Annotated in this window: 24 protein-coding genes and 1 pseudogene; 10 read left to right on the forward strand and 15 right to left on the reverse strand. The window is 43.2% G+C overall.

All coding sequences use genetic code 11. From position 1 onward, the window contains the following. On the forward strand, nucleotides 1–684 hold the full coding sequence (locus tag IPL34_RS10920) for a cell division protein ZipA C-terminal FtsZ-binding domain-containing protein (protein WP_296841485.1): 684 nt from the start codon (nucleotides 1–3) through the stop codon (nucleotides 682–684). Here IPL34_RS10920 and IPL34_RS10925 read toward each other — a convergent pair. Further along, complete coding sequence (locus IPL34_RS10925; RefSeq protein WP_296841486.1) at nucleotides 638–3370, reverse strand: DUF349 domain-containing protein; 2733 nt, start codon at nucleotides 3368–3370, stop codon at nucleotides 638–640. The genes IPL34_RS10920 and IPL34_RS10925 overlap by 47 nt on opposite strands. 18 nt (nucleotides 3371–3388) lie before the next feature. Next, a pseudogene (gene metG, locus IPL34_RS10930) lies at nucleotides 3389–5449 on the reverse strand (methionine--tRNA ligase); the annotation flags it as partial. Between the two features lie 109 nt (nucleotides 5450–5558). On the opposite strand from metG, the gene IPL34_RS10935 reads away from it, so the two are divergent. Continuing rightward, on the forward strand, nucleotides 5559–6188 hold the full coding sequence (locus tag IPL34_RS10935) for a trimeric intracellular cation channel family protein (protein WP_296841487.1): 630 nt from the start codon (nucleotides 5559–5561) through the stop codon (nucleotides 6186–6188). A gap of 61 nt (nucleotides 6189–6249) precedes the next feature. On the opposite strand, the gene IPL34_RS10940 is transcribed toward IPL34_RS10935, so the two are convergent. From IPL34_RS10940 to IPL34_RS10950, 3 genes are all read right to left on the reverse strand, one after another. Further along, nucleotides 6250–7398, reverse strand: coding sequence for a glycosyltransferase (locus IPL34_RS10940; protein ID WP_296841488.1), 1149 nt, complete (start codon nucleotides 7396–7398; stop codon nucleotides 6250–6252). 72 nt (nucleotides 7399–7470) lie between these two features. Beyond that, entirely contained in the window at nucleotides 7471–9006 is a 1536-nt protein-coding gene (locus tag IPL34_RS10945) for a hypothetical protein (protein ID WP_296841489.1), read from the reverse strand. A gap of 106 nt (nucleotides 9007–9112) precedes the next feature. Next, nucleotides 9113–10753, reverse strand: a complete 1641-nt coding sequence (locus IPL34_RS10950; RefSeq protein ID WP_296841490.1) for a hypothetical protein — start codon at nucleotides 10751–10753, stop codon at nucleotides 9113–9115. A gap of 179 nt (nucleotides 10754–10932) precedes the next feature. Between IPL34_RS10950 and dsbD the strand changes: the two genes are divergently transcribed. Together dsbD and IPL34_RS10960 are read left to right on the forward strand one after the other, a co-directional pair. Next, entirely contained in the window at nucleotides 10933–12843 is a 1911-nt protein-coding gene (dsbD, locus tag IPL34_RS10955) for a protein-disulfide reductase DsbD (RefSeq protein WP_296841491.1), read from the forward strand. 376 nt (nucleotides 12844–13219) lie between these two features. Beyond that, the gene (locus IPL34_RS10960; RefSeq protein WP_296841492.1) at nucleotides 13220–13672 is read left to right on the forward strand and encodes a TlpA disulfide reductase family protein; all 453 of its coding nucleotides are present in this window, start codon (nucleotides 13220–13222) and stop codon (nucleotides 13670–13672) included. Here the strand turns inward: IPL34_RS10960 and IPL34_RS10965 are convergent. Continuing rightward, complete coding sequence (locus IPL34_RS10965; RefSeq protein WP_296841493.1) at nucleotides 13614–14504, reverse strand: methyltransferase domain-containing protein; 891 nt, start codon at nucleotides 14502–14504, stop codon at nucleotides 13614–13616. The two genes, IPL34_RS10960 and IPL34_RS10965, sit on opposite strands and share 59 nt — an antisense overlap. A 39-nt stretch (nucleotides 14505–14543) precedes the next feature. On the opposite strand from IPL34_RS10965, the gene IPL34_RS10970 reads away from it, so the two are divergent. From IPL34_RS10970 to IPL34_RS10980, 3 genes are read left to right on the forward strand one after another with little or no spacing between them, the layout of a single operon-like run. Then, nucleotides 14544–14762, forward strand: a complete 219-nt coding sequence (locus tag IPL34_RS10970) for a DUF4266 domain-containing protein (RefSeq protein WP_296841494.1) — start codon at nucleotides 14544–14546, stop codon at nucleotides 14760–14762. Continuing rightward, nucleotides 14753–15967, forward strand: coding sequence for a DUF3570 domain-containing protein (locus tag IPL34_RS10975; RefSeq protein WP_296841495.1), 1215 nt, complete (start codon nucleotides 14753–14755; stop codon nucleotides 15965–15967). Before IPL34_RS10970 ends, IPL34_RS10975 begins: the two co-directional genes overlap by 10 nt. A gap of 2 nt (nucleotides 15968–15969) precedes the next feature. After that, complete coding sequence (locus IPL34_RS10980) at nucleotides 15970–16857, forward strand: FAD:protein FMN transferase (protein WP_296841496.1); 888 nt, start codon at nucleotides 15970–15972, stop codon at nucleotides 16855–16857. A gap of 14 nt (nucleotides 16858–16871) precedes the next feature. Here the strand turns inward: IPL34_RS10980 and IPL34_RS10985 are convergent, their stop codons facing one another. The 7 genes from IPL34_RS10985 to IPL34_RS11015 form a co-directional block, all read right to left on the reverse strand. Further along, nucleotides 16872–17408: a hypothetical protein gene (locus tag IPL34_RS10985; protein ID WP_296841497.1), complete on the reverse strand. Its 537-nt coding sequence runs from the start codon at nucleotides 17406–17408 to the stop codon at nucleotides 16872–16874. 10 nt (nucleotides 17409–17418) lie between these two features. Next, entirely contained in the window at nucleotides 17419–17760 is a 342-nt protein-coding gene (locus IPL34_RS10990) for a zinc ribbon domain-containing protein YjdM (protein ID WP_296841498.1), read from the reverse strand. A 68-nt stretch (nucleotides 17761–17828) separates the two neighbouring features. Then, nucleotides 17829–18398: a 3'-5' exonuclease gene (locus tag IPL34_RS10995; protein WP_296841499.1), complete on the reverse strand. Its 570-nt coding sequence runs from the start codon at nucleotides 18396–18398 to the stop codon at nucleotides 17829–17831. Further along, nucleotides 18395–18649: a hypothetical protein gene (locus tag IPL34_RS11000; RefSeq protein ID WP_296841500.1), complete on the reverse strand. Its 255-nt coding sequence runs from the start codon at nucleotides 18647–18649 to the stop codon at nucleotides 18395–18397. Before IPL34_RS11000 ends, IPL34_RS10995 begins: the two co-directional genes overlap by 4 nt. 156 nt (nucleotides 18650–18805) lie before the next feature. Beyond that, a complete protein-coding gene (locus IPL34_RS11005) occupies nucleotides 18806–19165 on the reverse strand; it encodes a hypothetical protein (protein WP_296841501.1) in 360 nt (119 codons plus the stop codon). A 78-nt stretch (nucleotides 19166–19243) separates the two neighbouring features. Further along, nucleotides 19244–19678 carry a GNAT family N-acetyltransferase gene (locus IPL34_RS11010; RefSeq protein ID WP_296841502.1) on the reverse strand — a complete coding sequence of 145 codons (435 nt, stop codon included), beginning with the start codon at nucleotides 19676–19678 and terminating at the stop codon, nucleotides 19244–19246. A gap of 11 nt (nucleotides 19679–19689) precedes the next feature. Next, entirely contained in the window at nucleotides 19690–20103 is a 414-nt protein-coding gene (locus IPL34_RS11015; protein WP_296841503.1) for an ML domain-containing protein, read from the reverse strand. 230 nt (nucleotides 20104–20333) lie between these two features. Between IPL34_RS11015 and IPL34_RS11020 the strand changes: the two genes are divergently transcribed. The 3 genes from IPL34_RS11020 (at nucleotide 20334) to modB (ending at nucleotide 22204) form a co-directional block, all read left to right on the forward strand. Beyond that, complete coding sequence (locus IPL34_RS11020; protein ID WP_296841504.1) at nucleotides 20334–20678, forward strand: LysR family transcriptional regulator; 345 nt, start codon at nucleotides 20334–20336, stop codon at nucleotides 20676–20678. A gap of 64 nt (nucleotides 20679–20742) precedes the next feature. Next, nucleotides 20743–21534 carry a molybdate ABC transporter substrate-binding protein gene (gene modA, locus IPL34_RS11025; RefSeq protein WP_296841505.1) on the forward strand — a complete coding sequence of 264 codons (792 nt, stop codon included), beginning with the start codon at nucleotides 20743–20745 and terminating at the stop codon, nucleotides 21532–21534. Beyond that, on the forward strand, nucleotides 21518–22204 hold the full coding sequence (modB, locus tag IPL34_RS11030) for a molybdate ABC transporter permease subunit (protein ID WP_296841506.1): 687 nt from the start codon (nucleotides 21518–21520) through the stop codon (nucleotides 22202–22204). The genes modA and modB overlap by 17 nt, the downstream gene beginning before the upstream one ends. A gap of 28 nt (nucleotides 22205–22232) precedes the next feature. On the opposite strand, the gene rep is transcribed toward modB, so the two are convergent. Together rep and IPL34_RS11040 are read right to left on the reverse strand one after the other, a co-directional pair. Continuing rightward, nucleotides 22233–24230 carry a DNA helicase Rep gene (rep, locus tag IPL34_RS11035; protein WP_296841507.1) on the reverse strand — a complete coding sequence of 666 codons (1998 nt, stop codon included), beginning with the start codon at nucleotides 24228–24230 and terminating at the stop codon, nucleotides 22233–22235. A gap of 16 nt (nucleotides 24231–24246) precedes the next feature. Then, entirely contained in the window at nucleotides 24247–25167 is a 921-nt protein-coding gene (locus IPL34_RS11040) for a DMT family transporter (RefSeq protein ID WP_296841508.1), read from the reverse strand. Nucleotides 25168–25237: the final 70 nt, after the last annotated feature.

Raw genomic sequence — 25237 nt, forward strand, 5'->3', positions numbered from 1 at the left:
GTGGAAATTGTTAGTCTGGGAATTATGGTATTAGGGCTAATTGCGCTGGTGGCTATTTATTTCATTAGCCGTATGAGTCATAAAGATCAAGCCCCCAAGCGCGATATGCCTGTTACCCCAGTTAAAGATGCCCAAGGCCAAGAAATGTCATCGATCATGGAGGATCATGCTGCTAAAGAGGGCAAACACCCTAGAGCCTATAGCCATAATCTACTCGACAGTGAAGAACCTCTCTATGATGATAATCCAGCCCTTGCTGATGCTAGTGATGAGGAGTTTCAGTTACCTCCGCGTTTGATTCTATTTATTGCCGCTCCTGAGGGCCAAATGTTTGAAGGTGCAGCGGTATTAGAAGCTTTGGATAATGCGGGTTTGCATTTTGGTGATATGAAGATTTTTCACCGCATGGTATTGACGGAGTTTGGTGAGGTAAGTCTATTTAGTGTGGCGAATGGTGTGCCACCTTGGACTTTAGAGCCAGATGAATTAAAGCTTGGAGCTACACCGGGTTTATCTTTGATTATTAATTTACCTAGTCCCTTGGATGATAGCGAAGCGATTCATGACTTTATATTCACCGCCGAGCGTATTAATCAATCACTCGGCGGTGTATTAAAAGATCAAAGACAGGAAGTTTTCACCCCTGAGATGCGGGATCAGGTCTTACGTTTTCTGGGGGTATAAGACCTTGCTGAGTTTTAAGCGCATGGATCGCGGCTTGAATACGCGGTTGTTGTTCCGTATAGGCAGTCTGATCCAGCATTAAACGATACCATTGTTTAAATAACTTAAACGCTTGTGGCTCGACTTGGCGCGAGTCTTTGCGACTAAGCATGCTCTCAGACATACGCCCAATTTGGTAATTCATGCGCTGCTTGTGATAAGCCTGCGGGGTTTGTAGCCCTAACAAGATTTCTAAATCAAGACAAATTAACTCGCCTTGTTGCCGGATAGAGTCGGAAGCATCCTCATTGACAACTTGATTAGCAGCAATTTGCTCTAACTGTTTCCATTGTTGCAGTTGCGCTACTTGTTGAGCACGTTTTTGTAAGGCTTTTTCAGCCGCCTGCCAGCGAGATTCCAGTTTGGTATGCACGGACTTAGGCAGATTACGAATAGCTTGTAAGTCTGCATACAATTGTTGCTGACGCGCTCCTACACTAGACCACGCTTCTTCACTGGTTTGCACTAGGGCTTCAAATTGCTCGCATAAGCTTACTTTAGTATCAATGGATTGCTGTAATTCACTGCGCTCAGCTTGGCGTTCGGTTTTTAAGCGCTCGAATAAAGCATCAATGGGGGCGCGGAATTGTTTCCATAAACGTTGCTCTTCGCCTTGACGTGCTGGAACCGTAATATGCCATTGGGTTTGCAATTGCTTAGCCGTTTCAGTCGCTTGCGCGAGATCATTACTCTCTACTAAAGCTTCAGCTTGCGCGATTAAAGCTAAGCGCTCATTCCAATTACGTTTACGCTCAGTCTCTAAATGAGTATCTAACGCTTCCATCGCTGCATTAAAACGTGCATTAATTGGTTGCCAGTCTTTATGACTGACTGTGCCACTGTCTTTCCAGCGTTGACGTAATTGCACAATTTGCTTTTGCAATGCTTTCCAGTCTGGGTGAGTCCAATCCGTGGTTTGATTGAGTTGCTCTAATTCAGCACAAAGGGCTTCGCGCTGGCTAAGGTGTTCTTGGCGCAAGCGTGCTTGTTCAGCAAAATGCTGTTTGCTAGGTTCATAAGCGGCGGTGACTTTACGATCAAATTCACGCCACTGACGTTGCGGTTGATTAGGATTAAGAGCCGCTAGGTTACGCCATTCATTGCGCAAGGCTTTAATACGTTTAGCCCGTTCTTGTGGATCAAGCTCCGTGAGCTGCAAATGTTCAGCCGATTCAATCAAATGCTCCCGCGCTTGATTTGTACCCCAATTACGCCAATCTTCTAGTTCACGAATCAGCGGGTACATGGCTTGTAAACGGTCACGAATCGGTTTGGCATCGTGAGTGCTAAGCACTGTTGCACCTTTCAATTGATGCTGTAAGGTATGATGTAATTCAATGGCTTGGCTATAATGCTCTTGCTCTAAAGCTTGTTCTAAGTGATGAATTTGTTGCTCAAAGTCAGCTTTTAACTCTTCACGCTGTTTCGCTTCGCGCACTAGACGCGCATTCAATTGCCCAATCAGATGATGGAATTGTTGCTCTAATTCACTCACCCGCGCCCGTAATACATGAGGACGTGCTGCGCTAGTCCATGTGCTTTGTAGAGTAGTGATTTTACTCGCGTGCAAACCTTGAGAGCTGTGTAATAGCTGATCGGTTTGCTTCAGGATCTGAGTTAATTCACTTAAAGCATTAAAATCTTTTTCTAGGCTGTGACGCACTTGCTGAATGCTATCGAGTTCTTCCTGCCAAGACTGATTGAGTGGTGTTTGTTGCTCAGGAGGTAGGGTAGGTAAGTTCTGCCATTGTTGGGGAGCGGTTTTAAGGAATTGATCTAACTCATCAATAGCCACATATTCAGGCTGCTCTCGCACTTGGCGATGCCAATGTTTAGCTTGCTCTAATAATTGGACAAATTGCTCACGCATAGGGCGTAAGCTAGCGGCTTGATTTTCATGAGCTTGCAAACGCTGTTTAAAATCAGCTTCTGCGGCATTAAAGCGCTCAGTGAGAGAAACGGGAATATCGGCAAACTGTTTCCAACGTTGTTTCAGTACCAGTAGCTGGGTTTTGTCTTGCTCCCAACGTCCACTATTACCTAAAGCCTCTACTTCAGCACAGCAAGATTCTAATGCTTGAAGGATAGCTTGAGCGGATTCATGCTCAGCTACTCGATCTTTAACGAATTGGCGTAGGCGTTTGTTATTTTTACCGTGCCGCTTTTCTAAGGTTTGGAGCTGGTCTAGATCACTCAGTAGGCTGGCCGCCAGTGCTTGAATGTCACGCGACTCATCTTCATAAGCGATGCTATAGAGTAGCGCTTGATCATCAATGGTCGGTATAGCGCGTTTACGTAGTTCCAGTAAGCGCTTAGGGTCACGAGCAATACTACTTAGTAGCTCAGGTTGTTGCTCTAACCATTCAAAATGAGCGAGGAGTTTGTCGTCATATTGCCCATCAGTAGTGGCTAGTAGCATCATACGTTGACGCGCACGCTCAGCTAATTCGTTAGTGCCTTCCGCCAATTGGAGTAAGGTAGGCATATGGCTCAAACGCCCAATAGCTTCCAAACGTACCGAGGTATCAGGATCAGACTGAGCCAGTTGAATCAATTCTGGTGCATCTGCCCCTAAAGCACTCAGCCCTTGTAAACGTACTTTGGCATCTTTATGTTGCCATTTGGGTTTGAAAAATCTTGCGAACATAACAGTATTGCGTCCTTATTATTTTACCCGCATACCCGGCTCTGCTCCTTGATCAGGAGTCAGAATGAAAATACCACTCCCTGCTTGCGCAGCGGAGGCAGCTAATACCATGCCCTCTGAGACACCAAAACGCATTTTGCGTGGTGCTAGATTGGCAACCATGACGGTGAGACGACCTTCTAAATCTTTGGGATCGTAAGCCGATTTAATGCCTGCAAAAACATTACGGGTCTCATCGCCTAAATCGAGAGTCAATTGTACTAATTTATCCGCTCCTTCAACCGGAGCCGCTTTAATAATTTTCGCTACCCGTAAATCCAATTTGCCAAAATCATCGATTTGAATAGTGGGGCTAATCGGATCAACACTTAAATGACTCGGTGGAGCTGTTTTAACAGGTGCTGGAGCGGGAAGTGCTTTTTTATTATCTTCCAGCATCGCGGTAATTTTGTCTGGCTCAATTCGAGTCATTAAGGGTTTAAAGGTTAATACCGTATGATTCAGTAGTGGTGTTTTAATACTATCCCAAGTCAATGCGCCTGCATTTAAAAACGCTTCCGCCTCTTGAGTTAAATTAGGCAATACCGGTTTTAAATACGCTACCAATACTCTAAATAATTGCACGCCCTGACTATAAACCGCATGTGCTTGTTCACGAGTACTAGGATCTTTAGCTAAGACCCAAGGTTTTTGCGCATCAATATACTGATTGGCTTTATCCGCCAACGCCATAATGTCACGAATAGCTTGATTATAACGGCGCTTTTCAAAGCTTTCGGCTATCTCAGTACCAGCCTCGACAAACTCTTGATATAATGTGGCATCGTGTAATTGAGCTGCTAATTGATGATTAGCTGATTTATTCACAAAGCCCGCGCTACGTGAAGCTAAGTTGACAAATTTATTTACTAAGTCGCTATTTACGCGTTGAGTAAAATCTTCTAAATTAAGATCAATATCATCAATCCCATTACTCAATTTACTTGCAAAATAGTAGCGTAGAGCGTCAGGTGGTAAATGCTTTAAATAACTTTCAGCTTGAATAAATGTGCCGCGTGATTTAGACATTTTCTCACCATTAACAGTGAGAAAGCCGTGACAATTCACTCCAGTAGGGATACGGAAATCACCACTATCTAATAAGGCTGGCCAAAATAGCGTATGGAAATAGGCTATATCTTTGCCAATAAAATGATAGACCTCAGCATTAGAGTCTTTAGCCCAATAGTCATCAAAATTAATACCTTGCTTTGCGCAGAAGTTTTTGAAGCTCGCTAAATAACCAATCGGTGCATCAAGCCACACATAAAAATATTTATCCTCGGTATCAGGGATTTTAAAACCCCAATAGGGCGCGTCGCGTGATACATCCCAATCACTTAAACCCTGATCCGACTCAAACCATTCCATTTGTTTATTGGCTATTTCTTTTTGTACCGCACCACTATTTAAAAAGTCTTTGAGAAACTGCTCAAAATCACCGAGCTTAAAGAAATAATGCTCGGTTTCTTTTTCAATCGGTTTAGTACCTGAAACGGTAGAAATCGGATTTTTTAAATCTGTTGGTGAATAAGTTGCACCACAAACTTCACAATTATCACCGTATTGATCGGGTGCTCCACAACGCGGACATTCACCTTTAATAAAGCGATCCGGCAAAAACATATGAGCCGTCGCATCATAAGCTTGGCGAATAGTGCGCTGGGTAATATGCCCTTTAGCTTTAGCTTTTTTATAAATGTATTCGGCAAAATACTGATTTTCAGATGAATGCGTGCTGTAGTAGTTATCAAAGCTAATATTAAAGCCCGCAAAATCGCGCTGATGTTCAATTGCCATACGCTCAATCAGTTGTTGTGGCTCAATACCCTCAGACTTAGCGCGTAACATAATCGGCGTACCATGCGCATCGTCCGCACACACGTAGTAGCAAGTATTGCCACGCATGCGTTGAAAACGTGCCCAGATGTCCGTTTGAATGTATTCCACCATATGCCCCAAATGAATCGGACCATTGGCATAAGGCAGGGCGCTAGTAATGAGGATTTTTCTGGTCATATGAGTCTGGCTTGAGCTGTCCTGAAATCGGTCAGATAAAGTAGCAGGTTTAAGGGGTTTGTGCTACCTCAGTTCCGGTTAGTATCATTGTGGAGTTGTGAACCATCGATCAATAGTAAACAGGTTAGTCATGCACTTTGATTTATTTATTCAGGTTTTGAATGTGATTGCCACGGTGACGTTGGCCATCAGCGGTGTTTCTCAGGCAGCGCGTCACCAGATGGATTTCTTTGGAGCACTGGTTTTAGCCTTGGTATGTGCACTAGGGGGAGGCACTTTGCGGGATATGATGATTGGTGCGACTCCGGTATTTTGGCTAACCGACCTGAGTTATTTATGGATTATTTTAGCAACCACTTTACTAGCCATTATATTAATAAATTTTATTCCAACGGGACGCGGGATTCGTGCGCGTTTGTTAGATGTTGCGGATGCAGCGGGATTAGCTTTGTTTGCAGTTTTAGGGGCGCAGAAAGCGCTGCAATACGGTTTACCCGAACCAGCAGCGGTCGCCATGGGAGTAGTGACCGGAATTGCAGGCGGAATGATCCGCGATATACTCACACCGACCACCCCGTTTGTTATGCGCGGAGAGGTCTATGCTATTGCTGCCATTAGTGGGGCGATGGTGTACACCTTATTGCGTGTCGTACTGCCAGAAGTCACAGCTATTTTAATGGGGATGGCAGTAGTGTTTTTATTACGGCTAGCGGCGATTTTTTGGCAGCTTAAAGTACCGATGCTCAAATTCCGAGAGTGATCGAGTCTAAAGTTAAGGAAATACTCAGTCCCCCATTTATTGAATGGCTTTATCCTCAAGCTTAGCCGGTTGTTAGTCGACTAAATAGCACCTGATAACTATCCACTATCGATTGCAATGTATAACGCTCTAATACTTGTTGGCGAGCGCGTAGTCCACAAGCTCGGCGGGCGGTATGACTCATTTGATAATACTCGCCCCATGCCGCAGAAAAACATTGTGGCTGAGCATGAGGAACAAGAGTACCTGTCGCATTCACTAACGGATTTAAGGCTTTAACCTCAGTAGCAACCACTGGAACGGCATAAGCCATCGCTTTGATTAAAAAAGAGGGTAAATAGTCTAAACGACTGGCTAGGGTGGCTAAATCCAAAGCAGCGACTAAATCGTTCAGCTCACTATCGGATTGTGCCCCTAATAAAAACACATGTTGCTCTAGACCATAGCTTTTAATTTGTTGATAAAGCAGCTTATTATCATAATCCAAACCTGTTCCTGCCCAAATCCAACGCATATTAGGGTAATGTAAACTGGCTAAAGTAGCGGCTTGTAATAAGGTTTGATAATCAAAACTCGTCTCAAAACGTGCCACACAGCCAATTAAAAAGGTATTGTCGGGTAGATGCAGGCGTTTAAGTAGTACTTGGCGTTGGGTATCGTGATGCTGGGGATAGAGTTCGGGTAAATCTAGCGGGTATTTCGTCAATACTTTGGCATAGCGTACTCGATATCCGAGTGCTTGGTGGTGATTTAGGCTTTCAATATTTTTAAATAAAATACGATGCGGTTGATTGGAAAGCCATTGTCCTAGTTTCAACATTAATTTAGCTGACCAACCGGATAGTTGAGAAGTTTGATGATGATAGAGTGCCCACATTAAATGCGCTTGTCTCCCGCTCAAGCGCCACAATAAGGTTGCCAAAATATTACCAGCATAATCCCAACCATGAATTACTGCGGGCGGTTGTGTGCGCCAATAGTGGATTAAGGCTTGAAGTACAATACGTGCTTTGCGGGGTTGATTACGCTCTATAATACAAACAGGCACACCAATCTGCTCAAATTGTTGTTTTAGTTCGTAGTGTAGGGGGGCAAAGCACACGACTAGCGGTGAATATTGATCACGTAACGGGGAGTCGAGTAATTTAATCAACTCGCGCGTGCTGGTGTCAGTCCTTGCATTAGTTATGACATAAATACTTGCTGCCATAATTACTATCCTTAGTATCTGGGTTCTAAGTAAAGTGCTTGGGTCTACTCACTTAGAATAGTCGCTTTAAGCCTATAAAGTCAGCCTTTCCAATATAGGCCCATACAAATAATTGACCTCAGTGCCCGAAAATAAATTCATCGATGCAATATCGCTAATGCCATCTACCAGTAAGGGTACTGAGTGCGTTTTTAATGCCAATAATAAATGATTAAGTTCATTAGGTAGTGCGCGTTCAATAGCTATTCTAGCGCCAATATCTGCCTCTAAAAGCACTAATACGACCTTAAATAATGAGAAGTAGTCGGTTAAACGCACACTGTCAAAATTAACCTCTACCAGTGCAAAGCGCAGACCACTGGCTTTTAATAGCGGAGCTGCCATTTGCACCGTATCGGCATAGTGAGTTAATTCAGAATAACGTAATGCTAGTAATAGCTGTGATGACCACTGACTAGCACTTAATTGATGCAGTAATTGATTACGCAACTTAGCACTACGCCAAAACCAAGAACCGATTTCTAGTAACACTTGCGGTGCGCTAGATAAGGGCTGTTTTTGATTTAACGTGGGTAAGCGTTGAATAACTTGCTGTAAATTCCAGTGATCTAATTCAATACGTTTACGCGGTTCCGCTAAATACGCTAGTAGTTCGCTACGTGGTACTGCGCGTCCTTGGCGGGTCGTGGCTAGATTATCTGCAATGTATAAGCTCGGTAAGGTTTGGGTTTGTAAACTGAGGGTTTCATGGAGTTGTAAGCGTAAAAGTGACTTTTTCGGTTCCTCTTGCAGGAGTGCGAGGGCTAGGTTTTGTTTTTGCCACGGATTAGCGTTACTCACAGGCTCATCTTCCAGCAGTAGAGGTTGAGCGATAGGGGTCACTTGTAATTGGGCGCAACGTTGTCCGTGATAGACGGCTGGGGTAAAGCGTATCTCACAACGCATGGCTGGCTTACCGATAGGGCGCAAAGACGCAATAGTGCGTTGCGAAGGCATCGCTAAATATTCCGCCTGTTCACTTAACGGCATTACTAAGCCTTGATCAGCAACGGGCACAAGGCTGGATAATTGTGTAGCTTCCGCCTCTTGTAGGGAGGCGATATTCATTAACTCTAAATAGGCAGCATTAGCATACACATGTTGATTATGAGCAATATAGGCAAAGGCTTGTTGCGCATTTTCTACCAGCCACTGACTACGTAATTCGGCTAAAGACAATAAATGCTTAGCATGGCGAAAGTTTTGTTTTAATTGCGCGTAATGCAGCACAAACTCAATCTGATGATGGAGTATGGTCTGTGGATCGGTCGCAATAGTGAACACGTCAATGCCTTGACGGGTTCGCATCGGTTTATGCCACTTGTTTGGAGTGACCCGAATTAAGCAACTATCCGAAGAATAGTGCGTTAGGGTATTAGCGAGTAGTTTGCCACGAGATTTATGTTGATCGGCTGCGTAAAAGACTAATTGCGGGGCACGGGCGAGTGCCTTAATCAGTACCTCACGATTATTAGCAATAATGAATTCAACAGGAACACCCGTCTCAACCAGTACACGCTCCAAAAGCTCAGTAGGCAGCTCCCCGACCGCAATCATTAAACAAATCATGGTATGCCGCTTCATAAAGCGGACAATACCAAGGGCTTAGACAGAATTCAGGAAACAAGGGATTTTTTCCGATTATCGCTTTTGACTATAAGATAAAGTGTTGGGGCTATAAATCATCCCATAGTGAGCTAAATTCTTCGGTTTCTAAGTTGCTTTTGAGAGTGGTTTCTAATGTCTCAAATCTAAAGTGAGCAAATGCACCTAAGGTTTCATCCAGTAAGGTTAAGCGTACCCGTTCTTCCCGTCCTGAAAAGCGCACCACGACTTCATCAGCAGGTTGGAAAATATAGGCGGGCAGAATAAAAATAGGATCAGGACGCACTCCCTCAATACTAGGTAGCATTAAACCTTCGATAGGCAATTGTTGAGTAAGAGGACGATTGAGCACGCGTAAAATAGTCATAGGCATCACTTTTGAGGATAATACTTCAACCCCACAACACAATCCGCGTTCACGGCTTTGCTCCATCCATTTAATCGCCCCAATAATCCAAGGATTGCGCTCTTGACTAGGATCACGTAGACCAATTAATTCACCTACGCGTGCACCAGATAGCTCTCCGTGTGGCCACTGTAAGCCATAACCACTCACACTGCTATTCATGACCTGCCAGTATTGCACATTGACTTCAGCCTCATATTTGATCACTTGCCCAATAGGACGAGTTTTTAGGGTTGAGCCAAATAATAGATCCTCATCATTGCGGGTTTCTTGGGAGTGCTCTGGAGTACTACGTGATAACACACTCAATATTTCGGGTAGGCGTGTGACCATGGTAATGGGTTCGTTTTTAGGAAAACGATTAAAACTACGATTGCATACGGTGGTGTAGTGTTGAATCAGACGTTGGGCTAGATTACGGCTTAGCCCTTCTTTGACAATCACACTAGCAGGGCTGCCTTGACTCAGTGCCATAATGCCTTCTAATTCTTTAATTAATTGAGTCAGATCTAATACTCTCACCGTCGGAGAATGGGGCAGATCGCTTAAAGGCATAATAACGGCGGGTTCATCGGTATTGAGCACTATCGTATGCACATAGTCTTTAGCCTCACGGGGCGGGTCTTGACTCAGTGTCATACGTACCGCATCAGATTCTAAATAGCGTACCACTTTAAAAATTTCATCTTGGCGTAGACTATAGGGTCGTGCTAATGCTAGTGCATTCATTTGCATATAACGGGCAGCAATAGTGCGTGCGCTAGGGTGTCCCGCAGAGAAAGTGGTGTGATCAATCCCTTGCTCGCTAGCCACCAAATAGAGCTGGTGAATATCATGCCAGAGTGTGTCACGAGTACGCACATAGACTGCATAGCTACTCAATAGCACCAGCCCCATGTAATCTAAGGCGCGATAGATAGCGATCTGTAAACCCTTTTTAGATATATCATCTCGCGTCAACATATCCAATGCAGCTAGTTGATAGGAGCCTGCAAACTCCAGTAGTAATGCTTGGTTGAGTTCAAAAATGCGTTGTCCCTTTTTAGGTAAGGGAAAGGTGCGATAAGTTAAATGGCGTTGTAGATTATTAAGCGCTAAATCCACCACAGGGCGAAGTATTTCACTCAATTTAATCCGCGTTAGGGAGGGTAAGACCCGATGGTTCAGGTCAACTAATCCATTATATAAGCGCTTAGTCGTTTCACCTATATCGGTAAGGGGTAAGAGTTGTACCCATTCCCGCGCCTTAGATTCGGAGGTGGGAATGACATAAAGCAAAGCTTGCTCAGCCTGTGATAGCGCCATAGCATTGAATCCCTATTTTTTATTATCAGTAGAGTTTAAGTGTAGCATAGGTGCTTAATCATCAGTGACAAGGAGGCGACAATCCGTGTTGTTAAAAAAGGTTTTAAAACACCGCCAATGATTTTTTAACAGTGAAAGGCTAATTTAACTCATTCTCTCATTAACTAATGGAGTTACGCATGTTAACCACCCTACGCCTGATATTATTTACCCTATTGTGTATCGTAGGGACTAATTTAGCGGCGAATAATTTATTTTCTAATGGTTTATTTAGCAGTAATACCGTAGGTGATGAGGTTTTAGATGTTGATCAAGCCTTTAAAATTAAACCACCAATTTATGATGGTAAGAAAATTATTGTAGGCTGGGACATTGCACCTGAATATTATTTATATCGAGAAAAATTTCAGCTTAATCTTTTAGAGGCTAAAGGATTTAGTGCCGGTGAACTGGCTATACCAGAAGGTAAAGTTAAGCAAGACCCAGCGTTTGGTACAGTACAAGCTCTGTATAATCAAGTAGAGATTAATCTGCCCCTCAATCGTGTTGATAATCAGGCCGCCAGTTTTTTATTAGAGGTAATGTGGCAGGGCTGTTTTGAAAAATTAGGGGTGTGTTATCCGCCGGAGCGTAAAGGTTATTTAGCGACAGCACCTGCATTACAAGCCGGTCAAACGATGGATGCGAATGATTTAGTATTTAATGAAACCACTTTGCCTGACCCTAATGCTGAACCTACGCGTGCCTCTGCAAGTACCACGCCAAGTGCTACAGATAGTACCAATACCTTAGCTACTCCCATGCTATCTGAAACCAATCGGATTGCGAATCTATTAGCTGATGGCAAAATTCCGTGGATTATGCTGAGCTTTTTAGGGTTTGGTTTATTACTTAGCTTCACCCCTTGCGTATTTCCTATGATTCCGATTTTGTCGGGTATTATTGCGGGGCAAAAAAATCTAACCACGCATAAAGCCTTTTTACTTTCGCTAACTTATGTATTAGCCATGGCGAGTACCTATACAGTAGTCGGGTTGTTAGCAGGGTTGTTTGGCGGTAATTTACAAGCAACTTTTCAGAATCCGTGGGTAGTCAGTGCCTTTGCTTTAGTGTTTGTATTATTAGCCCTTTCCATGTTTGGTTTCTATGATTTACAAATTCCTAATAGTTGGCAAACTAAAATTAATCAGCTTAGCAATCAACAGCAAGGCGGTACTCTAATCGGGGTGGCGATTATGGGTATACTCTCTGCTTTAATTGTAGGGCCTTGTGTCGCCGCACCCTTAGCAGGTGCTTTAATGTATATTAGTCAAACGGGTAATGCCTTATTAGGGGGATTGGCTTTATTCTCGCTCAGTATAGGTATGGGCATTCCCCTACTATTAATCGGTACGTCGGCAGGTAAATGGCTACCCAGAGCCGGTGCATGGATGGATGCGGTTAAAGCTATTTTTGGTGTATTGCTATTAGCAGTCGCTTTATATTTATTAGAGCGTGTATTACCCGCAACCGTATATATGCTTCTTTGGGGCTTATTATTTATTATTACTGCGGTTTATATGGGAGCAGTAACACCTTTAGCTAATGTGGTTTCTAATTGGGCAAAACTTTGGAAAGGGCTGGCCATAGCTTTATTAATGCAAGGAACTTTGATTCTCATCGGCGGTGCTTTAGGTAGTAATGATATAGTCAATCCCTTACGCCAATTAACTTTAGCTCAAGCTCAGCATAATGAAGTAAGCTTTCAACGCGTCACTAATTTAGAGCAGTTTAATCAAGCACTAGCGAGTGCTAAAGGTAAACCAGTATTATTAGACTTTTATGCAGACTGGTGTATTTCGTGTAAAGAAATGGAAAAATATACTTTTACCGATCCCAGTGTACAGGCGCAATTAGCTAATTTTGTTTTATTACAGATCGATGTGACTAAGAATACAGCGGATGATAAGGCTTTTTTAAAGCATTTTAAGTTAATGGGGCCTCCTGCTATTTTATTTTTTGATAGCAATGGTAAAGAGCATCGTGAATGGCAACAGATTGGGTTTATTAAGCCACAACCCTTTGCTACCCATTTGGCACAAATTAAGTAGGATGTCTTAGTTAAGAATGGCTATTGAGTGTTTTGAAAAATAGGGAGGCGTCAAGAGGACGCTCCCTATTTGGCGATCTAAATACGCTATTTTATTACGTTTATTTTTGTGAAAAATTTCACATACCTCATAGATAAGCTTGAGCTTATTAGCAAATTATTAAGCAGTAGCGCTGCTACTGTATATTTTGTGAGCAAAATAAATTATTGATTTTGTAAGATATATTGAAGTTTGAGCTTAGGTCTCTTATTTGTCTCAGTCATAGATTAATAATGAAATAGCAAGAGTTCGTAATGCGCATTAATGTTTGAGTACTTGACTCAGGCGGATTTTATGGTGAGATTGAACTTATGCTAAGTGACTCAGGAATTTAAAGATGCGACTGTTCAAATTATTCAATTTCATGCCTTTGTTACTGCTGGTGACATTAGGCAGTGCTCAAGCAGCAGGTAAGCCCCTTGATCTTAGGCCGTATAAAGGTAAGGTGGTGATGGTAGATTTTTGGGCTTCTTGGTGTCCACCCTGTAAAAACTCGTTTCCTTGGCTTAATAAAATGGTACGGGAAAAATCCGCTCAAGGCTTAGTAGTAATTGGAGTAAATGTGGATGAAAATTCTGCGGACGCAAAACGCTTTCTAGCCCAGATTCCAGCTAAATTCCCGATTATTTATGATCCTAAAGGTGAATATCCTAGTTATTACAATATTCCGGGCATGCCCAGTACCATTATCTTTGACCGTAATGGTAAAAAGGTTTATATGCACCAAGGTTTTAGATTAACCAAAGTGATGGAATATGAGGCTGCACTGAATCAGGCATTAAAGCGATAAAAGCACTCATAGGTCGACCATCATTCAGATAAATAATGTCATCTACAAGAATAGTAGCAGGGTGAAATAGGCTAGCTAATTCACCTTGCTTTAATAAAAATTTAGGGTTACGTGGTCCACCTAATAATTCACAACCTTCCATAAAGGTTTGATATAAGAAAACACCTTTAGACTGGAGTAATTTCTGCATCGCTGGAAATAAAGGACGATGCAAATAGCGCACACCATAAATTAAATCAAACGAGTGAGCAGGTAAGTTAGCTAATGGATTATCAGCCGTTTCTAAATCTATTTGTAAGGTAGTAACGGTTACTTGATTATGTACAGCTAAATCTTGAGTACGCTGTAATGCACCGCTTAAATGATCAATCCCCGTCATTTGCCAACCATGTTTAGCTAAATACACTAAATCGCGTCCTGCCCCACAACCTATATCTAAACCTTGACCTGCTTGAATCTGATAGCGCGGCATAATGTCTTTAACAAAATGCTCAATTAAAGGGGCTGGCTGCCATAAATAAGTGCGAGCGGCTCCTGTTTCGAGTTGGTTATTAAGCGCTAATTGTTGTGCTAGTGTTTCAGTCCAAAGCATAGTTTGAATAATGCGATAACCTTTATCCGTTAAAAAAGCCTGAGCTTGTGCTTGAGTACTAGCATCAACCCATAATGCTAAAGGCTCCGAACGCATGGGTAATTCATGCATACGTGCAAATAACTCAGGCGCTGGAATAGAAATAGCCCCCGCTTTATGACCAGCTAAAAAGGCCTCCTCACTGCGACAATCGATGCTTGCTAGCACTCCACTGGAGGTGGATTGTGATATACTTGGCATAGTGTTTTGAAAGCCTCTTATGGATGAGTGTTAAGCCCTATGCTAATACGAATTGGTTTGCCTGTGTTGCTAGTTTGTAGTCTTACTGCATGTGCTAACCCTGCGGTCAAACCGTGGGAGCGTGGTGTATTAGCCGAACCTGCAATGACGTTTGGACATGATGCGCTCAAGGACAGTATTGCGGATCATGTGTATTTTTCTAAAGAGGCGACCAGTGGTGGACGCTCTATTGCCGGAGGAGGCTGTGGATGCAATTAAGCACTTGGCAATCATTAGCACTCGCCGCCGCTAGTTTAGTAGGCACATCGAGCGTGCAAGCCGCCCAATGGGAGCATGATGCAGCCTTATTATATTACGGTGAATCCGATGAGCGCGTGCAGGCAGGTAGTATTAAATACCAAGGCAAACGTGGAGCTGATGAAGATGATAAATTCACCGTTACCGCTGGGGTAGATGCTTTAACCGGAGCTTCGCCTTTAGGGGTTGCACCGAGTTATAACGCCCAAACCATGACCAGCCCTTCGGGTAAAACCATTCAAATTCCCGCCGGACAACTTCCCCTCGATGATAGTTTTAAAGATGTACGGGTATCCGGTGCATTGCAATGGGATAAAGGCATTAATGAGCAGTGGCGGCATAATAGCGGTGTGACTTTTTCCAAAGAGTATGACTATTTACACACGGGAGTAAACAGTACCCTAAGTCGTAATGTTAATAATAAAAACACAACGCTCAGTGCTGGAGTGGCCTTAGGTTATGATCAAGTACAGGCTATTGAGGGTAAACCGGTTCCTTTAACGCTAGCAGGTAGTGCGCGCGCGGGCGATGGGACAAAAAAGAATGCTGAAGTGATGCTAGGGGTGACTCAAGTTTTGTCTAAACGAGCGATTGCCCAGCTTAATTACAGCTATAGCCAAGCCTCTGGTTATCTCAATGATCCGTATAAATATATCAGTATTACCACCCCAGCGGGTGTAGTGAACGAGAACCGCTATGAGGCTCGCCCTGATACGCGCAAAGGTCATACTGTTTACGCAGCGCTCAAATATAAAGCGAATGATAAAACCACACTCACCAGTAGTGTACGCTTACAGCAAAACGATTGGGGTACGGATTCATTCACGGCTGAACAAGCAGTGCGCTTTGATTTAGGCAATGAGCGCAGTATTGAGCCAAGCGTGCGCTTTTATCATCAGAAAGCGGCTGATTTTTATAAGCCACAACTCTTAACTACGGAAGCATTACCGCACTATGCCTCAGCCGATTATCGCTTGGCTGAGTTTAATGCTTATACGGTGGGAGCCACCTACCGCTGGAAAGGCAGCAAAAACAAAGAGTGGCGCATCACAGGTGAGTACTATAAACAAAAGCCTAAAGCTGTTGCCTTGACAGCAGGACAAGCAGGTTTGAATGCGAATCCGGGGTTTGAGGCGGTCATGGTATCGCTAGGTGTGAAGTTTTAAAGGTGACTTTGCAGCTACAAGCAACTGAGCACGGTTGGGCTGGCTATTTTCAGGCAATGGCTAGCCCTTGTATGATTTTACTAGAGCAAGCTCTGCCCTATGAGCAGGCTTATCAAAACCTAATGCACCTCGCTCAAGAGGTGTGGCGCATTGAGCATAAATATTCACGTTATCAATCTGATTCGGTATTAAGCCATATTAATCAAAATGCAGGTCAAGTGACGGCTATTGATACTGAAACCTATCAACTCCTGTTTGTAGCTCAACTATTATGGCAATTAAGCGCGGGGCGTTTTGATGCTACCAGTGGCGTATTGCGTCGTGTGTGGCGCTTTAAGGGACAAAACTCTATCCCCACTCAAGAGCAAATTAATGAGCTATTGCCTTTTGTTGGCTGGGATAAGGTCAAATTAACTACCGAGCATATTAAGTTACAAAGGGGTATGCAGCTTGATTTAGGTGGGGTAGGGAAAGAGTACGCCGCAGATCGCTGTGCTCATTTAGCGGGTGAGTTAGGTTTAGACCATTGTTTAATCAATCTGGGGGGAGATATTGCTACTGATGGTCGACGTGCTAATGGCGAGGCGTGGCAGATTGGGATTGAAGATAGTCAGCAAGTGGGGAAAGTAGGGCAAACTGTACCGCTCTTGCAAGGCGGAATGGCTACCAGTGGTGATAGTTTTCGTTTTGTCGAAGTGGGGGGACAGCGTTATAGCCATATACTAGATGCACGCACGGGCTGGCCTGTAACGGGTGCACCGCGCTCAGTCACAGTAGCTGCTCCTAATTGCACCGAGGCGGGCATGTTAAGCACTTTAGCGCTATTACATGACGCAGCAGCAGAGCCTTTTTTAAAGCAAAGCGGGCGTCCCTTTTGGTTGCAGTGGTAGCGCTTAGGATTGCTCTAAGATTGTTCTAAACAGGGATGCTCCGCATTAAAGGCTTTGACAGGTTTTTGCGGTAATTGATTGAGAGGCCAATGTTCTGGAAAGGTATAACCCTCACCACTGAGTTGTTTGCGTTCTTCCCAAATCTTTTTACCGCGACTGGAAAAATAAATACGGTATTCATAGGTAGTATTATTCACTGCACTCGCTCGCACAAAGGCAAAGCGTAGACGGCTTTTGATGTCATAATATAAATCAGTCTGTACCACCGAATCATCTGAGCCACCAGCAAAAGTATATAACTGTGCTATGCCTTGTGAGTTGCTATATAAATGGCGCTCACCGTCAGCGTGAGGTTGACAGTATTCAAAAATCCGACTTTTTTTATTAAGTTGTCCCGCCTGTTTAGCATTTTGAATACTATTAAAAATGCCACGTATGGTGACAATATCAGGATGATTAAACCAATTATTAGCCGTAATAGGCTCCGCTTGAATAGTTAAGCTCAAGCTCATTAGCAACATACCGCCACTGATTACTGCTAAAGGTTTCATAGTGTCGTCTCTACGCTTTCTTCACAAACTCTGATTTTAATTGCATTGCGCCGATGCCTTCAATCTTGCAATCAATATTATGATCGCCTTCGACTAAACGAATATTTTTTACTTTAGTACCCACTTTCACTACTAAAGACGAGCCTTTGACTTTGAGATTTTTAATCACGGTCACGCTATCGCCATCTTGTAGGGGATTACCATTTGCATCAATCACTTGCAACGCTGCGTCACTGGTTTCAACCGGTGCGTCTTTTGACCATTCGTGTCCACATTCAGGGCAAATGTATTGATTGTTATCCTCGTAAGTATAGGTCGAGTGGCATTGAGGGCAGGGTGGAAAATCATTCATCTTAAATCCTTCAGGGGCTAAAGCAGGCAAAAATGGGGCGAAGTGTAGCAGATAACTTGATTTAGACGTTAAAGAGTTTGTTGTCCTAAAATCCAAGGCAGTAATCTCGCCATATTACGCGCATCATCAATACCGCGATGATGAGTGCCTTGTAGCGTTAGTCGCGCTAACCTTAGCGCATAATTCATCCCATACGCTTTAGGTAATTGCTGAGTGGTGGAAAAGAGCTTTTTAATATTTACATGCGGTGCGTCTATGGGAAAGGGTAACTGATGATACTCACTATCTTGTCTTAATTGGTTATAGTCGTAATCACCCCAAGAACAAAATACTATATTTTCATAAGGTTGCAACCAGTGCTGCAAGGTTTGAATCGCTTCAGGATAGGTGGGGGCGCTATCCACATCGGTTTGCTCAATCGTGGTTAAGGTGGTGCAAAACGGTGTGAGAATCGGGTGGCGCATAGGCTTAATAAAGGTATTAAACTCAGCGACTATTTGTAAAGAGGAGGCGTCAACCATCACTGCACCGATCTCAATGGTTTCCATCGCTTTGCGCGGCACAGTATTTTGATCGCAACAAGTGGCTTCTAAATCAATGATTAAGTAATAAGAATAGGGGGATAAAGGATGTGTCATGTACGTTGTATGTGTTTACCTAGTTTATAATCTACGCTGGTTTGCCATGCATCTTGTTCTTGTGCGATTAAGGCAGGATTAGCATAGCGTTTTAAGCTACCTCGTAAACTTTTCTTATGAACAATAGTTGGCATAATTTTTTGGGGAGCTGTGAGTACAATAATTTCTACTTCTTGCCCCCAAAACTGTTTAGGTAGTTGGAGATGGATTTCTCCATTAGCTACGGTTTGAATGCTGCGTAGGGCTTCCATTAAGCAATGCCTCTCTAGATAAGTTAGTGCAAGGATAGCATTATGAGTTCAAGATAGGAGTGATATTCTGAAAATAAGAATATCGGAATAGATACTAAAAAATACCCTGTAAAAATATGTAAAGCTATCCTTATCACTAATCAGCCAGTATGGGCATTAAGCGAGCGCTGCATTCACCTTTTGTAGGAATACATTTTCACGGCTATCTTCGCCATCGGCTTTGACGACCGCTTCAAGCATTTTGATACAGGAGTCTTTTAAATCAGTACCTTTAAAAAATGCACATTGAGTGGTAATAAAGGTATCAAAGGTGGTCTCGCTTTCAATAGCTTTACGGACTGAGGCGGTTTCGCGCATAGCGAATAAACCGATTTCTTTCATTGAGTCCCATTTCAGAGTATTGAGCAGCTTTTTAAACGCTTCTTCTTCGGCGAGTGATAGACGTTTATCTTGATAGCGTGCAGCGAGCATGAGTTTAACAAGTGCTTCGTTTTGAGCTTGAGTGAGTGTAGTCATGATTCAGCATTAGCCCTTTATGGATGTGGCAAAAATAACACACAATGTAGCTTTGCTTAGCTGAATCGCACCTTGACATTAGGTAGCTTTTGGCAGGCGTTGAATATACTTATAGGAAACCCGTTCAAACCCTAAATGTTCATAAAAAGCCTGTGCATCAGCACGTTGCAGACCAGTGGTGAGTTCCAATACTTGACAATGTTGCTCTAGAGCCTTTTGTTGTGCCTGTGCCATTAATGCTTTACCTATCCCCCACCCGCGCAGTGCTTGATCCACGACTAAGGTCATAATACGACAGTAGCGTTCTGCACTAGGTAAGTAATCAAAGTAAATTAAGCTCATGACCCCAACCACTTTATTATCTAATATGGCAACATAAATAGCGGGATCATGAGCGGGGTTTAATAGCGGTTTAAGTTTATCCGCAGGGGTTTGATAGCCTAGTTGAGCCAATAATAAGGAAATAGCGGTAGCATCTTTAAGAGTGGCGGTGCGAATTGATAGAGGCAGCATGTTTTTAACGGTCAATACTTTTTATTCATATCTACAGTGAGCTTCGCAGAAGCTAACTCATCTTCATCAAAGGTAAAAGCCGATAAATTGATAATAAATTTTGTCAGTGGTATTTCTTTTGGAAGATCCATCTGCCAGACAAGATCAAAATCACCTTCTGGTTGAGGTAGTGGCTTGCCAATTTTGCCCAAAACTTCATTTAGATCATAGGTTTTCTTCCAAATACTAACCGAGCCAAGTTTTACTATGACATCTGCATAAGCACCTTCTTCCAGCGATCTTAAGAGACTACCTTGCAGTCTGCACTCAATCGTTTGTCCTGGATTAATACGAGTAGTTGAAACAGAAAACGAAGTAATTTTTAGCAACTCACAGGAGGCATCGCTAGTAATTGTATAAGACCAATTGCAAGTTTCTTGGGGCATAATAAAGTTCTTCAGGGGGGTGAAAAGCTTAAAAATATAACAAACCTTAGACCTTTACAAGTAGAGACTGGAAGGCGTCAGCGTCCTTAAAGGTAGTAGTGCGAATCGATAGAGGCAGCATAAGATTAGTACTCATACACAGTGATCTCACTATAGTAGCAAAGTAATAGAGTCATTTTTAGGGATAGAGTACTTGTGTGAGCGCTATGTTTAATGCTACATAACGCTTTATGAAACAGAGTCCTTATTTTTTACGCGGTCGTTTTTGGATTGAAAGCCCTACCGGAACCTTTCTAGGTCAGGGGCGTGTGGTGCTATTGGAGCATATTCGTACTTATGGTTCGATCAGTGCGGCGGCACGGGTGATGAATATGTCGTATCGTCAAGCATGGCAATTAGTCAATACTATGAATAGTCATAGTACCGCGCCTTTGGTGGAAAGTGTGACCGGAGGTAAAGGTGGGGGTGGCGCTATATTAACCGCCACCGGTGAGCGAGCGATTAGTCTTTATTACGCGGTTAAACAAGATTTTGAGCAGTTTTTAGAGCAGCGTTCACAACAGTTAGACTGGTAAAAAATTTTTGCTCTGCGCTATATAAATTTGGGAATAACGTAACCTACTGAAAAGGAATTAATTAATGAAAGTATTATCCTATGCTTTATTGGCACTTACGCTAGGTTTGAGTGCAGTGCAGGCGGCTGAGGTACAAGTCGCAGTTGCCTCTAATTTTACTAAGCCGATGGAAAAGATTGCTGAGGCGTTTAAAACCAAAACCGGACACGATGCTAAATTATCCTTTGGTGCTTCGGGGGCATTTGTGACCCAAATTAAAAATGGTGCGCCGTTTGAAGTGTTTTTATCAGCGGATGATAAAAAAGCAGCGCCTCTAGTAGAGGAAAAGTTAGCGATTGCGGATACCGCCTTTATTTATGCCCAAGGTAAATTAGCGCTCTGGTCAGCACAGGATAAATTCGTCGATGATCAAGGTAAGGTTTTAGAAGGTGATACGTTTAAACATATCGCTATTGCTGATCCTAAACTAGCCCCCTATGGTACTGCGGCTATGCAGGTTCTGGATCAATTAAAGCTTACCGATAAAGTGAAAGCTAAAATCGTTCAAGGTGAGAATATTGGTCAAACCATGCAATTTGTAAGTACAGGTAATGCCGAATTAGGGTTTGTCGCTTTGTCTCAAGTTATCGCTGAACCCTCACAAACAGGCTCAGTGTGGATAGTGCCAGACGACCTATATGCTCCGATTAATCAGCAAGCGGTATTACTCACCAAAGGCGAAAACAATGAAGCTGCTAAAGCCTTAATGGACTTTTTAAAGTCCAATGAAGCCGTTTCGATTATTGAAACCTTTGGCTATAAAGTACCTGCTACAGAAACACCTAGCACTACAACGCCTGATGCTCCTAAGTCCTGAGGATTGGTCGGCTATTGGGCTGACCTTACAGTTAGCCCTTGTCACCACTGTTATTTTATTAGTGATGGGTACACCGATTGCATGGTGGTTAGCGACTACGCGCTCGCGTCTTAAAGTGCTAATCGGTTCAGTGGTGGCGTTGCCCTTGGTATTGCCGCCTACGGTATTGGGCTTTTATTTATTAGTGTTTCTGAGTCCACAAAGTACCTTAGGGCAATGGATGCAAAGTATCGGGCTTAATACTTTGCCTTTTACCTTTGCGGGAATGGTGGTGGCCTCAGTTATTTATTCCGCTCCTTTTGTGATTCAGCCCTTACAAAATGCGTTTGAAACGGTGAATCGTCATTATTTAGAGGTAGCCGCTACGTTGGGCGCGTCTAAGCAGCGCACTTTTTGGCAGATTGTGTTGCCTTTGTCGCGGCATGGGATTTTAACCGCCTGTGTGTTGGGGTTTGCGCATACGGTGGGTGAGTTTGGGGTGGTACTCATGATCGGGGGTAATATTCCCGACCGTACTCGTGTGGTATCGATGCAAATTTATAATCATGTTGAGGCGCTCGAATATGAGCAAGCGCATACCTTAGCGTTAGGTATGGTGATATTCGCCTTTGTGGTGCTAGTGATGATGTATTGGCTCAATCAATATACTGCGCCACGTAAGAAGTATTGAGAACTTTGCTTGATCGCCAAGCCTTTGCTCAGTCCCCTAATAAAGCGCTTAAGCTTGCTACATAAGCACTCGCTGTAGCTTGTCTTTGTTCGGGGGTAATGACTTTCTTATCTTGCCATTCAATATGTTCAGTCGGTAATTCATCTAAAAATCGGCTGGGATCACAGGTTTCTGTTTCACCGTATTTAGTGCGCGTTTTGGCATAGCTAATGGTTAAATGCTGCTGGGCGCGGGTGATGCCTACATAGGCTAAACGCCGCTCCTCTTGAATACCTTGCGCATCTTGGCTATTCAAATGCGGTAGCGTGTCATCTTCCATACCCACTAAAAACACTTGAGGAAATTCTAGCCCTTTTGCAGCGTGCAATGTCATTAAAGTCACTGCATCTTGCTCGGCTTCCTCACTATTGCGCTCTAATAAATCCACTAAGCTCATATGAGCGACCATTTCGCTAATCGACTCTTTACCCTCACCATCGGCATAGAGTTTGTCCATCCATTGCACGACTTCATGCACATTTTCCATACGCTTTTCAGCAATTTTGGGTGAATTGCTGCTTTCATGTAACCAATCCTCATAACGCAACTCGCCCATTAAACGCTTCACCATTTCAGGAGGGGGCGTATTATCCGCATCACGACGTAATTGATTTACCCAGCCAGTAAAATTATCTAAGCGTTCTGAGGTTTTATTTCCCACCCGATCCGCAAAACCCATTTCTTGAGCAGCGGTAAATAAACTTACATGGCGTTGATGCGCATACTCACCTAACTTTTCTAAAGTGCTCGTACCTATTTCGCGGCGCGGGGTATTAATTACGCGCAAAAAGGCTGTGTCATCATCGGGATTACTCAGTAGGCGCAAATAGGCTAGGGTATCTTTTACTTCAGTACGCTCAAAAAATGAAGTACCACCCGTTAATTTATATGGGATTTGATTTTCTCGTAAATACTTTTCAAATAGCCTACTTTGATGATTGCTTCGATATAAAATAGCAAAGTGTTTAAACGGTATTCGATCTCTAAAACGACGCTTTAGCATTTCGCCTATGATCATTTGTGCTTCATGATCAGCAGTACGACAAGGCATAATTAAAATCGGCTCACCTTCACCCAAAGTACTCCAAAGCTGTTTTTCAAATAGGTGTGGATTATTGCTAATGAGTTTATTGGCACTTTCTAAAATACGCTTAGTGGAGCGATAGTTTTGTTCTAGTTTAATTACTTGTAGTGTTGGATAGTCGCGTTGTAATTGAATAATATTTTCTGGACGTGCTCCGCGCCATGCATAAATCGATTGATCATCATCCCCCACTGCCGTAAATGCACCGCGAATACCCGCTAATTGTTTAACTAATTGATATTGGCAGGCATTAGTATCTTGATATTCATCCACTAATAAATAGCGCAGTCTATTTTGCCATTTTTGTAGTACTTCAGGATGTTTCTGAAATAAGCGCACTGGTAAAACGATTAAATCATCGAAATCAACGGCATTATAGGCTTTAATTTGGCGCTGATAGTGCTCATAAAGTTTAGCGGCTAATAATTCATCTTCATTAATGGCTTGCTGTAAAGCTTGTTCTGGATTAATAAAATTATTTTTCCAGCGTGAGATAGCATGACGAATACGCTCTACATCACCCGCTTCAAATTTTTCGGCTAATTCGACTAATACGGATTGGCTATCCTGTGCATCTAAAATACTAAAACCATTTTTATAGCCTAGACGTTTTACTTCTGATTTAAAAATCGAAAGTCCTAAGGTATGAAAGGTGGAAATGGTTAAGCCTTTACCTTCACCTGCGCGTAGTAATTTACCAGCGCGTTCTTGCATTTCGCGTGCAGCTTTATTAGTAAAGGTAATCGCGGCAATACTTTTAGGATCGTAATTAGCTTGGCGAATGAGCCATGCAATTTTTTCGGTAATAACCCGCGTTTTGCCACTACCAGCTCCGGCTAGTACCAGTAAAGGTGAGCCTAAATGCGTTACCGCTTCGCGTTGTTGAGGATTTAAGCCAGTCATGTAATTGTTACCTATTTTACCGATGTGTCCACAAACCCAATAGCCAGTTTTTACCACTTACTAATAAAATACCCAACAGCACTAAGGCAGCACCCATAATAAAATTAATTTCCAGCGGTTCATGCAAAATCAATACACCCGCTAAGACGCCAAACAGCGGAGTCATAAAAGAAAATACTCCCAATTGTGCGGCAACATATTTTTTAAGTAAGGCGAACCAAGTTAAATAGCTAAAAAAGGACACAATTACTACTTGAAAAGCTAAGCTACTGAGCGCTACCGGAGTAGGGTTGAAGTGCCATTGTCCCAATAGCCCCGCAGTGGCTAAGATCATGATAGCGCTGATAGTGAGCTGATATTGTAGCGTCTGTGTGGCGGGTGCTTGGGCGAGTGTCGAGCAGCGCACGGTGACGGTGGTCGCCGCCCAACTCAGTCCAGCCCCTAAAGCGAGTATATCCCCCCAGAGTTGTTGAGGTAGTTGAGTCACAGTGGGCGTGTTTTTACCCAAAAATGCTAGAGCTAGACCAATAAAAGCCAAACCAATGCCGGCCCATTGCAATAAATGTAAACGCTCGCTCGGCAGAGTCCAATGCAAAGCAAAGGCGACGAAAATAGGGGCGGTGTATAAGAAAACGACGGTATGGGAGGCGGTGGTATAGCGTAATGCTTCACCCACTAAAACAAATTCTAACCCAAAAAATAACCCTGCTAATACGCCGCCTCGCCAAGTGTCAGCGGTAATAAAACGTTCGCGCCTAACATACATCACTAAACCCACTAATACCGCAGCTAACAAGGAGCGCAAGCCAATTTGAAAAGTAGGAGTGAGATCGGGTGCAGCGAGTTTGAGACTAATTTGTTGCCCGCCCCAAATCATACAAAGGAGTAGCATGGTTGCCATAGCTTGAGCGTCTAGTGAGCGGCGTGTATTCATCATGGTTAAAGTTAATAGCACAGTGAGTAGGCGGCGGATTGTAAACTAGGCGGTAGATTTTTGCTGCTGCCAT

Source organism: Thiofilum sp., assembly GCF_016711335.1.
Lineage (GTDB): Bacteria > Pseudomonadota > Gammaproteobacteria > Thiotrichales > Thiotrichaceae > Thiofilum.